This is a genomic window from Streptomyces sp. DI166, assembly GCF_900091315.1.
In the GTDB taxonomy this organism is placed as follows: Bacteria; Actinomycetota; Actinomycetes; order Streptomycetales; family Streptomycetaceae; genus Streptomyces; species Streptomyces fuscus.
Window position 1 is genome coordinate 20,732 of sequence record NZ_FLSP01000098.1, and the last position, 10,643, is coordinate 31,374.

Consider the following 10,643-nt stretch of genomic DNA (forward strand, 5'->3'; position numbering starts at 1 on the left):
CGATCACATGCATGTGTCGGTTAGTGTCACCGGATGCTCGATGCCACCACCCGCTCTGGGGGCACCGCCCTGGCCTCTCCCCGGGCCGTCACCACGGATCTCGCCGTCGCCGCCGTACCCGTGGGCTTCGCCGCGCGCGTTTCGAGAGCACTGCTCTCGCCCTGGTCCCGGCTGTCCCTGCTGGTCGTCCTCCTCGCCTCGGCCGCGGTCGCCGTGCTGCTGTTCGAGCCGCAGCGGCTGCTGGCGGACGGCTGGCCGCCGCAGCTGAGCGGTGCCGCGGCGACGGTGGTGTTCGCCGTGGCGTACGGGCTGTGCACGGTGGCGTTCGTGCCCCGGCCGCTGCTCAATCTCGCGGCGGGCGCGCTCTTCGGCTCCCAGCTGGGTCTCGGCGCCGCCGTCGCGGGCACCGTGCTCGGGGCCGGGCTCGCCTTCGGGCTGGGCCGGATCCTCGGCCAGGAGGCGCTGCGGCCACTGCTGAAGGGCCGCTGGCTGAAGGCGGCGGACGGGCAGCTCTCGCGGCACGGTTTCCGCTCCATGCTGGCGGTGCGGCTGTTCCCCGGGGTGCCGTTCTCGGCGGCGAACTACTGCGCCGCGGTCTCCCGCATGGGGTACGCGCCGTTCCTGCTCGCGACGGCGCTCGGGTCGGTCCCCAACACCGCCGCCTACGTGGTGGCCGGCTCCCGCGCCTCGGCGCCGACCTCCCCGGCCTTCCTGATCGCGCTGGCCTGCATCGCGGTGCCCGCGCTGGCGGGCGTGGTGGTGGCCTGGCGTAAGCGCCACCACCTGCGCGGACGCTGACGACCGGGGTTTACACCGACTCAAGGATCATCGCGTTGGCCAGCCCGCCCGCCTCGCACATCGTCTGCAGGCCGTAGCGGGCGCCGCGCTCGCGCATCGCGTGGACCAGCGTCGTCGTCAGACGTGTGCCGCTGGCCCCGAGCGGATGCCCGAGGGCGATGGCGCCGCCGTTGACATTGACCTTGGCCAGGTCGGCGCCGGTCTCCTGCTGCCAGGCCAGGACAACGCTGGAGAAGGCCTCGTTGACCTCGAACAGGTCGATGTCGTCGAGGGTGAGCGACGCCCGGCGCAGCACCTTCTCGGTGGCCGGGACGACCCCGGTGAGCATGAGCAGCGGGTCGGAGCCGGTGACGGCGAAGCTGTGCAGCCGGGCCAGCGGGCGCAGGCCGAGCCGGGCCGCCGTCTCGCTTGAGGTGATGAGGACGGCGGAGGCGCCGTCGTTGACGGGGCTGGCGTTGCCCGCGGTGACGTTCCACTCGATCTGCGGGAAGCGCTCGGCGAAGCCGGGGTCGTAGTACGCGGGCTTCAGTCCCGCCAGCACCTCGGCGCTGGTGTCCGGCCGTACGCACTCGTCCCGCGCGACCCCGTCCAGGGGCGCCACCTCCGGGTCCAGGCGTCCGGCGGACCAGGCCTCGGCCGCCTTGCGGTGGGAGGAGACCGCGAAGGCGTCCATCCGCTCGCGGGTGAGGGACCACTTGGCGGCGATCAGCTCGGCGCTGATGCCCTGCGGGACCAGGCCGTCCGGGTAGCGCTCGGCGACTCCGGGGCCGAAGGGGTCCTTGCCGGGCGGCACGTTCGACCACATCGGCACCCGGCTCATGGACTCCACCCCGCACGCCACGACGAGGTCGTAGGCACCCGCCATCACGCCCTGGGCGGCGAAGTGCACGGCCTGCTGGGAGGAGCCGCACTGGCGGTCCACGGTGGTCGCGGGCACCGACTCGGGGAACCCGGCGGACAGGGCGGCGTAGCGGGTGGTGTTCATGGCCTGCTCGCCGACCTGGTCGACGGTGCCGCCGATGACGTCGTCGACCAGGGCCGGGTCGACGCCGGAGCGCTCGACGAGGCTGCGCAGGGTGTGGGCGAGGAGCTCGACGGGGTGGATGTGGGCGAGGGCGCCGCCGGGCTTTCCCTTGCCGATGGGAGTGCGTACGGCTTCGACGATCACTGCGTCACGCATGTGCGGCCTCCACAGCTGCCGGTTCCTTGGCTGCCGGTCCTCGGTCACCGGCTCTCGGTCACGGGCTCTCGACTACCAGTCAGTAGGAAATTCCAACTCACCATAGCTCCACGAGTTGGAAAATCAAACCCTCCCCTAGACTTGGTTCCATGCCCGCCGCCCCCAAGGACCCGCGCCCCTGTTCCATCGCCGACGCCCTGGCCCTGGTCGGCGAGAAGTACTCGCTGCTCGTCCTGCGCGAGGTCTGCCTCGGCAACGGCCGCTTCGACCAGCTGGTGCGCAACATCGGCGCCCCGCGCGACATCCTGGCCACCCGGCTGCGCCGACTGGTGGACGCCGGGATCCTGACCAAGCGGGCCTACAGCGAACGTCCCCAGCGCTTCGAGTACCGGCCCACCCAGGCCGGTCTGGAACTGGAGCCGGTCCTGCTCACGCTCATGGCGTGGGGCGACCGGCACCTGCGCACGGACCACGACCGCCCCATGGTGATCGAGCACATCTGCGGCCATGAGCTCCAGCCCGTGGTCACCTGCGCGGTCTGCGGCGAGCGGGCCCGACACGAGGACCTCACCCCGCACCCCCAGGCCGAGGGCTGGACGGTGGCGGGCCCTCGCGCCTAGCTAGTCGTGCGCTCGGCAGAAGTCCCGCAGCGCCGTACTGACGCCCTCCGGGTCCTCCAGGTTGCTCATGTGCCCCACGCCGGGCAGGACGACCAGCTCGGCGTGCGGGACGGCAGCCGCGAAGTCCCGGGCGACGCCCAGCGGCGACCGTACGTCCTTCTCGCCCCACAGCAGCAGGGTCGGCACGTCGATCCGGGGCAGTACGCCGGTCAGGTCGGTCTCGGCCATCAGGGCGAGCTGCGCCGCCATCGTCCTCGGCCGTACCTCGCGCTGCATCGCGTCGAGCAGGGCCGTGAACTCCTCGGGCGGCCCGTCCCCGGCGAACAGCCCCGGCAGGGTCGGGTCGAACCGCCCCGGCGCCGCGAGCATCCGCTCGGCCCCCATGACGCGTACGGCCACCTCCTCGGGCGGCAGCGAGCCCTTCCAGCCCGCGTAGGTGTCGACGAGGATCAACGTCCGCACCAGATCGGGGCGTAGCCGGTACAGCTCCAGCACGACGGTGCCGCCCCAGGAGAGCCCGGCGACGTGGGCGGGGCCGCGCTCCAGGGACTCGACGAGGGCGGCGAGGGCCCGCGCGTAGTCGGCGAGGTCGAACCCCTCGGGCACGTCGGACGAGCGCCCGGCGCCCGGCTCGTCCCAGGCGACGACGGTGAACTCCGGTGCCAGCGCCGCCAGCTGCGGCTGCCACATCCGCCCGTCGAGACCGGCGCCGTGCACGAGGACCAGCGGCGGTCCCGGCGCGTCGCCCACCCGCGCGTAGGCGACCTCGACCCCACTGACCCGCACGGTTGCCATGAATCCAGGCTAGCCACAGGCCCGATGGGGCGCGCGCCGCGAAACCCCTGTGCCCTAGCCGTCATCGAGGGACGCTACGCTGCCCCTCGACCACTGTGATCACCGCGCTGTCGGCACGGTGTACCCGTTCGCGCCTACTACGCTCAGCACTTGGACGTCTCACTTCATGTCTTGGTTTGAATCCCTCGTCCTCGGACTCGTCCAGGGGCTGACCGAGTTCCTCCCCGTGTCCTCCAGCGCGCACCTGCGGCTGACCGCGGCCTTCTCCGGCTGGGAGGACCCCGGCGCGGCCTTCACCGCGATCACCCAGATCGGCACGGAGGCCGCCGTGCTGATCTACTTCCGCAAGGACATCGGGCGGATCCTGCTGGCGTGGACCAAGTCGCTCACCAACAAGGAGATGCGCCGCGACCACGACGCCCAGATGGGCTGGCTGGTGATCGTCGGCTCGATCCCGATCGGTGTGCTCGGGCTGACGCTCAAGGACCAGATCGAGGGCCCGTTCCGCGATCTGCGCATCACCGCGACCATGCTGATCGTGGTCGGCGTCGTCATCGGCATCGCCGACCGGCTGGCGGCCCGCGACGAGACCGGCGGCCGGCACCGCGCGCCCAAGCAGCGCAAGGACCTGCAGAGCCTCAACGTCCGGGACGGCCTGGTCTTCGGCCTGTGCCAGTCAGCGGCTCTGATCCCGGGCGTCTCCCGCTCCGGCGCCACCATCAGCGGCGGTCTGTTCATGGGCTACACCCGCGAGGCGGCGGCCCGCTACTCCTTCCTGCTGGCCATCCCCGCGGTGCTCGCCTCCGGTCTGTTCGAGCTGAAGGACGCGATGGAGGCCGGTGGGACGGCCTGGGGTCCGACGATCTTCGCGACGATCGTCGCCTTCGTCACCGGATACGCGGTCATCGCTTGGTTCATGAAGTTCATCTCCACCAAGAGCTTCATGCCCTTCGTCTGGTACCGCATCGCCCTCGGCATCGTGATCATCATCCTGGTCGCCACCGGCGCCCTGAGCCCGGACGCGGGCGAACCCGCGCACTAGGGCCTGTCGTTTGGATCATCCTGGCGTCGCGGGGTCTGGCACGCGCATCTGCCGCGTTGTCGTCGGTCGCCGACGCTCCGCGTAGACTCCCTCCTCCGCCTTGCAGCTGCACGCACCAGACCCCGCTCGGCTCAGTCACGACGGACCGTCGATCAGAGCCAGGCTGATCCAAACGAAAGGCCCTAGCGGACGCCGGAAATTTCCGTGACCCATCGCATACGGGTTGCGTAGCCGTTCGGTAGCGGAGTGTCAGACCCAGCCCCTAGGCTGGTCCGCATGTCCCCCGAGTCCGAAGCCCGTGGTTCCGTGCGCTCTGCCGCAGAGGTGAACGAGCAGATCCGCGCCCTGTGGGTGAGAGCAGGCGGCACCCTGTCCCCCCAGGAGCGTGCGGAGTACGAACTGTTGGTGGTGGAGTGGGCGGCCGCGATCCGCGCCGATGTGATCGAGGCCGCGTAGATCCACCAAAGTGCCCGCACGCCTCTTGGCCTTGCCGGTCCCATGCCCAACACTGAGCCGATGACGCAGCGTGTGGAGCTCGCGACCGTGATGGACCGGCTGGCCGTCGACAGCCTGATCACCGAGTACGCGGTCGCCGTCGACGACGGCGACTGGGCCGCCTACCGCGCACTGTTCGCCCCGGGCGGGCGCGCGGACTACCGCTCGGCGGGCGGCATCGAGGGCGACGCCCGGCAGGTGGCCGACTGGCTGGCGGAGAGCCTGCGGCTGTTCGCGATGCGCCAGCACCTCATCGTCAACCGCCGGCTGTGCTTCGGGATCCTGGAGCAGGACACCGGCGACACCGCCCATGTCCAGGCCGACTACATCAACCCCATGCGTCTCGACGGCGCCGCCTCGGCCGCCCCCGACTTCGTCTGCGGCGGCCGCTACGCCTTCGGCCTGACCCGTACGTACGACGGCTGGCGGATCGGCGAGGTCGTCGTACGGGAGAAGTGGCGGCGACTGCCCGAACCGGCCACGACACGGTGATCGATTGACCCGGTGCGCTCTGTTCCGGGGGCGATCTCGACGCGCACACTGGTAGCACCACGGGGCAGGGAGGCGCGGTATGGAGAGGTTCGGCCACTGGTTCGATTCCCCGTGGCGGCGCTCGTCACTGGCCGCACTGGCCGGCACCCTGCCGGTGCTCGCCTTCCCGGCCCCGTCGCTGTGGTGGTTCGCCTACGTCGCCCTGGTCCCCTGGATCCTGCTGCTGCGCGCCGCCCCCACCCCCCGCCGGGCGCTGTACGACGGCTGGTGCGGCGGCGCCGGGTTCATGCTGGCCATGCACCACTGGCTGCTGCCGAACCTGCATGTCTTCACCTTCGTCATCGCCGCGCTGCTCGGCGCCCTGTGGGCCCCGTGGGGCTGGCTGGTGCACCGGTTCCTGGCCGGGACGCCGGGGCCCGGCCGGATCGCGGGCGCCCTCGTCGTCGTGCCGTCGGGCTGGCTGACGGTGGAGCTGGTCCGCTCCTGGGAGGCGCTCGGCGGGCCCTGGGGTGTGCTGGGCGCCTCCCAGTGGCAGGTGGAACCGGCGTTGCGGCTCGCCTCGGTGGGCGGGGTGTGGCTGCTGAGCTTCCTGCTGGTGGCGCTGAATGTGGCCGTCGCCGTACTGGTGTCGACGCGCGCCGCCCGGGTCCCGGCCGTGGCGGGCCTGGTCGCCACCGCCACGGTCACCTCGGCGGCCTGGGCCTGGGCCCCCCGCCCGGAGTCCGACGGGCGGACCCGGATCGCGGTGGTGCAGCCGGGCGTGATCGACGGCACCGACAGCGGCGACCGCCGCTTCGCGGTGGAGGAACGCCTCACGCGCGAACTCGTCGGCCAGGACGTGGACCTGATCGTGTGGGGCGAGAGCAGCGTCGGCTTCGACCTGGCCCGGCGCCCCGACCTGGCGGACCGGCTCGCCGGGCTGTCCCGCGGGACGGGGGCGCCGATCCTGGTCAACGTGGACGCGCAGCGCTCCGACAAGCCCGGCATCTACAAGAGTTCGGTGCTGGTCGGACCCGGCGGACCGACCGGCGACCGCTACGACAAGATGCGGCTCGTGCCGTTCGGCGAGTACATCCCGGCCCGCTCCCTGCTCGGCTGGGCGACCTCGGTCGGCGAGGCGGCGGGCGAGGACCGGCGGCGCGGGACGGAGCAGACCGTGATGGACACCGCGGACGGCATCCGGGTCGGCCCCATGGTCTGTTTCGAGTCGGCCTTCCCCGACATGAGCCGCCACCTCGTCGACGACGGCGCCCAGGTGCTCGTCGCGCAGTCGGCGACCTCCACCTTCCAGCAGAGCTGGGCCCCCGACCAGCACGCCTCGCTGGCCGCGCTGCGCGCCGCCGAGTCCGGCCGCCCCATGGTGCACGCGACCCTGACCGGGGTCTCCGCGGTGTACGACGCGAGCGGCACGCGCGTGGGCGACTGGGTCGGGACCGACGCGCGCACGGCTCGGGTGTTCGACGTACCGCTGGCCACGGGCACCACGGTCTACGTCCGGTTCGGCGACTGGCCGCTGCGGGCGGCGCTGCTGGTGCTGGCCGCCTGGTGCCTGGGCGAGGGCGTACGGACCCTGCGGATCAGGCGGCCCGCTCCTGGATGGCGCGTACCACCCGCTCGCACAGCTCATGAGTCGCCAGCGCGTCCCGGGCGCTGAGCACCTTGCCCGCGCGCACCGCGTCCAGGAAGGCCAGCACCGCCTGCTCGATGCCGCGCTGCCGGGCCACCGGCACCCAGTCGCCGCGCCGCCGCACGGTGGGCTGCCCCTTGTGGTCGACGACCTCGGCGAGGTTGAGCACCTGACGCTTGGTGTCCTGCCCGGACACCTCCAGGATCTCCTCGTTGGAGCCGGAGAGCCGGTTCATCACTCCGAGGGCGGTGAAGCCGTCCCCGACGAGCTGGAGCACCACGTGGTGCAGCAGTCCGCCCTCGGTGCGGGCCCGCACGGTCACGTCGTCGACCGGCCCCGGCACCAGGAACCGCAGGGTGTCCACGACATGGATGAAGTCGTCCAGGATCATCGCGCGCGGCTCCTCCGGGAGCCCGACCCGGTTCTTCTGCATGAGGATCAGCTCGCGCGGATGGTCGGCGCACTGCGCGTACCCGGGCGCGAACCGCCGGTTGAAGCCGACGGCGAGACCGGTCCCGCGCTGTTCCGCCAGCTCCACCAGCCGCTCGGAGTCGGCGAGTTCGTACGCCAGCGGCTTGTCGACGTAGGTCGGCACCCCGGCCTGGAGCAGCCGGGTGACGATCTCCGGGTGGACGGCGGTGGGCGCGTGCACGAAGGCCGCGTCGAGACCCTGGGCGAGCAGCGCGTCGAGGTCGGTGTGGCGCTGCCCGGCGGGCAGGTGGAGGGTGTCGCCGACCCGGTGCAGGGTGGCGGGGGTGCGGGTCTGCAGGTGCAGTTCGATGCCTGGCTGCGTGCCCAGCACGGGCAGGTAGGCCTTCTGCGCGATGTCGCCGAGTCCGATGCAGCCGACCTTCACTGGTGCTCCCTACCGTGTCCCTGGGTGTGACACGACCGAAGCATACGGCGGCCCCGGTGGCCGCCAGTCGGCGATGCCGTCGAAGCCGCGCAGCAGCAGCGCGGGCCCGGCCTTGGAGACGCCGGCGATCAGCGCGTCGCGTACGGCGATCCCGGCGCGGTTGCGGAGCAGGTTGAGCCGGGCGATCCGTACCGACTTGCGGGCGACGGCCGTCGTACGGGGCAGCCGGTCCGCCGTGTACGCCGCGAGGTCGGCGCGGTGGTGGGCGAGCACGATCGCGTCCTCGATGGCCTGGTTGCCGCCCTGGCCCAGCATCGGCGGCATGGCGTGGGCCGCGTCCCCGACGAGGGCCACCCGGCCGCGGTGGAAGGCGGGCAGGGGGCGGGCGAGGTGGTGGACGTCGTGGCGCAGGACGTCCTCGGACCGGACGGCGGCCAGGATCGCCGGGACCGGGTGGTGCCAGTCGCCGTACCGGCGCAACAGTTCGGCCCTCTCGTCGTCGAGGGCGCGCTGTCCGGCGGGCGCGGTGGCGGCGGCGTAGGCGTAGACCCGGCCGTCCTTGAGCGGGTGCGAGCCCCACAGGCGGCCCCGGCCCCACGTCTCGTGGGAGGCGAAGCGCGCGCCGGGCAGGGGGATCACGACCCGCCAGGTGGTGAAGCCGCTGTAGACGGCTCCGGGGTGGTCCGGGAACAGCGTCTTGCGTACGGCGGAGTGGATGCCGTCGGCGGCGACCACGAAGTCGGCGTCGAGGTCGCCGCCCGGGGTGCTGACGCGGGCCGGGCGGTCGACGCTGCCGGGGTCGGCGACGGTCGCGGTGACGCCCGTGCGGACAGTGCCGGGCGGGAGGCAGGCGGCCAGGCTGGTGACGAGGGTGGCCCGGTGGAGCAGGACCAAGGGGCCGCCGAAGCGTTCGGCGGCGGCTGCCGCGTCGGTGCGCGAGAGGCGGCGCCCGGAGGGCGTGCACAGGACGCCGTCGCCCTGCCAGGCGGCCAGGTCGCGGATCTCGTCGCCGAGGCCGATGACGTCCAGTGCGCGCAGGGAGTTGGGCGCGAGCGAGATCGCGGCCCCGACCGGTTCCAGCGAAGGGGCCCGCTCCAGCACGGTGACCTCCAGCCCGCGCAGGTGCAGTGCCGCCGCCGCGGTCAGACCGCCGATCCCGCCGCCGATCACGACGGCCCGCTTCGGCTGTGCCATGACTTCCTCCCAGGGGAACTACAGGTGTAGTAATCCAGACCGTACTACAGCTGTAGTGCGACCGGTAGATTGATCTCCATGTCCGTACGCACCGCCCGCGCCGCCCGTGCCGACCTCGTCGCCGACACCGCTCTCACCCTGCTCGCCGAGCGCGGGATGCGCGGGCTGACCCACCGGGCGGTCGACGAGGCCGCCGCCCTCCCCCAGGGCTCCACCTCCAACGTGGCCCGCACCCGGCAGGCCCTGCTGGAACTGGCGGTACGGCGGCTGGCCGAGCGCGAGGCACGCGTGCTGGCCCTGGAGGAGATGCCGGACCCGCGCGGCGGCCGGGACTCACTGGTGGACGGGCTGGCCCTGGCCAGCCACCGCTCCCTGACCCGCAACCGCGAACTGACGCTGGCCCGCTACGAACTGGCCCTGGAGGCCACCCGCCGCCCCGAGCTGCGCGCCTACTTCGACGCGACCGGCGCCCGCTTCCGCGACCAGCTCGGCGAGTTGGTGGCCGCGATGGGCTCCACCGCCCCGGAGCGGCATGTGCTCTCGCTGGTGGCGTGGGCCGACGGGCTGCTGTTCTCCTGCGTGGCGGGCTCCTTCAACGCCGAGCCGCCGAGCCTGGAGGAGGTGCGCGCCGGGCTGCGCGAGCTGCTCGACGGCATGTTCGGTTCCGCATGAATTCGCTCGCCGGGCAAGGCCAGTTGGGCAAGGATGCCGCCATGACCGTAGAACGCCATGAACCCGCCACCACCGCCGACGAGCGCTCCATGCTGGAGGGCTGGCTGGACTACCACCGGCAGACCCTCGCCTGGAAGTGCGAGGGCCTGACCGAGACCCAACTGCGCACCGCCTCCGTGGAGCCCTCCGAGCTGACCCTGATGGGGCTGGTGCGGCACATGGCCGAGGTGGAGCGGTACTGGTTCCACGAGATCCTGCTCGACGAGGACCTCGGGGTGCTCTACTCCTCCGAGCAGGACCCGGACGGCGAGTTCCACTTCACCGAGCAGGACACCTGGCAGGAGGCGCTCACCACCTGGCAGGCCGAGATCGCCCGGGCCCGGAGCAACGCGGCGCCGCTCGGCCTGGACGATCTCGCCAAGGGCACGAGCCGGTCCGGCGAACCCTTCAACCTCCGCTGGATCTACACCCACATGATCGAGGAATACGCCCGCCACAACGGCCACGCCGACCTGGTGCGCGAGCGGGTGGACGGGGCCACCGGCGACTGACGTCACCCTCGGTGGGCGGGCGGCCTCCGTACGGGGCGGGAGATCACCCTTGCGGGGCATCCTGCGCCTGTCCGCTGTCCCGACCCGGGCCCGAGCCAGCAGAGTTGCGCAGGTGCATCGAACGACGACCACCGCCACGCTCCTGGTCACCGTGGCCGTCTCGGCCCTGTCGGGCTGTGTGACGGTCCAGCGCCCGCCCGCCTCCACGCCGGTCCGGGCGCCCGCCCAGCCGACCGTGCCCCCACCGGCGGGCATTACGGAGCCGCAGATCGTGCAGGCACCGGCCCTGGAGGCGCTGGAACTCATCGGCCCGCCGCGCAG

Annotated in this window: 12 protein-coding genes and 1 pseudogene; 9 read left to right on the forward strand and 4 right to left on the reverse strand. The window is 72.5% G+C overall.

All coding sequences use genetic code 11. From position 1 onward, the window contains the following. The first annotated feature begins 33 nt into the window (after positions 1 to 33). Positions 34 to 798, forward strand: coding sequence for a TVP38/TMEM64 family protein (locus GA0115233_RS33095; RefSeq protein ID WP_093724026.1), 765 nt, complete (start codon positions 34 to 36; stop codon positions 796 to 798). A gap of 10 nt (positions 799 to 808) precedes the next feature. Here the strand turns inward: GA0115233_RS33095 and GA0115233_RS33100 are convergent, their stop codons facing one another. Beyond that, entirely contained in the window at positions 809 to 1,978 is a 1,170-nt protein-coding gene (locus tag GA0115233_RS33100) for a thiolase family protein (protein WP_093724027.1), read from the reverse strand. A gap of 149 nt (positions 1,979 to 2,127) precedes the next feature. Between GA0115233_RS33100 and GA0115233_RS33105 the strand changes: the two genes are divergently transcribed. After that, entirely contained in the window at positions 2,128 to 2,598 is a 471-nt protein-coding gene (locus tag GA0115233_RS33105; RefSeq protein WP_093724028.1) for a winged helix-turn-helix transcriptional regulator, read from the forward strand. On the opposite strand, the gene GA0115233_RS33110 is transcribed toward GA0115233_RS33105, so the two are convergent. Continuing rightward, positions 2,599 to 3,393 carry an alpha/beta fold hydrolase gene (locus tag GA0115233_RS33110; protein WP_093724029.1) on the reverse strand — a complete coding sequence of 265 codons (795 nt, stop codon included), beginning with the start codon at positions 3,391 to 3,393 and terminating at the stop codon, positions 2,599 to 2,601. A 166-nt stretch (positions 3,394 to 3,559) separates the two neighbouring features. On the opposite strand from GA0115233_RS33110, the gene GA0115233_RS33115 reads away from it, so the two are divergent. The 4 genes from GA0115233_RS33115 to lnt all read left to right on the forward strand — a co-directional run bounded on the left by GA0115233_RS33115 (position 3,560) and on the right by lnt (position 7,076). Beyond that, complete coding sequence (locus GA0115233_RS33115) at positions 3,560 to 4,435, forward strand: undecaprenyl-diphosphate phosphatase (protein ID WP_093724030.1); 876 nt, start codon at positions 3,560 to 3,562, stop codon at positions 4,433 to 4,435. A 276-nt stretch (positions 4,436 to 4,711) separates the two neighbouring features. Further along, positions 4,712 to 4,891, forward strand: coding sequence for a hypothetical protein (locus GA0115233_RS33125; protein ID WP_093724032.1), 180 nt, complete (start codon positions 4,712 to 4,714; stop codon positions 4,889 to 4,891). A gap of 60 nt (positions 4,892 to 4,951) precedes the next feature. Then, on the forward strand, positions 4,952 to 5,422 hold the full coding sequence (locus tag GA0115233_RS33130) for a nuclear transport factor 2 family protein (RefSeq protein WP_093724033.1): 471 nt from the start codon (positions 4,952 to 4,954) through the stop codon (positions 5,420 to 5,422). Positions 5,423 to 5,501: 79 nt separating this feature from the next. Next, positions 5,502 to 7,076, forward strand: coding sequence for an apolipoprotein N-acyltransferase (lnt, locus tag GA0115233_RS33135; protein WP_093724034.1), 1,575 nt, complete (start codon positions 5,502 to 5,504; stop codon positions 7,074 to 7,076). Here lnt and GA0115233_RS33140 read toward each other — a convergent pair. Both GA0115233_RS33140 and GA0115233_RS33145 read right to left on the reverse strand, forming a co-directional pair. Beyond that, positions 7,000 to 7,905: a Gfo/Idh/MocA family protein gene (locus GA0115233_RS33140; protein ID WP_093724035.1), complete on the reverse strand. Its 906-nt coding sequence runs from the start codon at positions 7,903 to 7,905 to the stop codon at positions 7,000 to 7,002. The genes lnt and GA0115233_RS33140 overlap by 77 nt on opposite strands. 9 nt (positions 7,906 to 7,914) lie before the next feature. Further along, positions 7,915 to 9,099: an FAD-dependent monooxygenase gene (locus GA0115233_RS33145; RefSeq protein ID WP_093724036.1), complete on the reverse strand. Its 1,185-nt coding sequence runs from the start codon at positions 9,097 to 9,099 to the stop codon at positions 7,915 to 7,917. Between the two features lie 78 nt (positions 9,100 to 9,177). On the opposite strand from GA0115233_RS33145, the gene GA0115233_RS33150 reads away from it, so the two are divergent. The 3 genes and pseudogenes from GA0115233_RS33150 to GA0115233_RS33160 form a co-directional block, all read left to right on the forward strand. Continuing rightward, entirely contained in the window at positions 9,178 to 9,771 is a 594-nt protein-coding gene (locus tag GA0115233_RS33150; RefSeq protein ID WP_093724037.1) for a TetR/AcrR family transcriptional regulator, read from the forward strand. Positions 9,772 to 9,812: 41 nt separating this feature from the next. Then, a complete protein-coding gene (locus GA0115233_RS33155; protein WP_093724038.1) occupies positions 9,813 to 10,322 on the forward strand; it encodes a DinB family protein in 510 nt (169 codons plus the stop codon). Positions 10,323 to 10,434: 112 nt separating this feature from the next. Beyond that, positions 10,435 to 10,643: pseudogene (locus GA0115233_RS33160) on the forward strand (hypothetical protein); the annotation flags it as partial.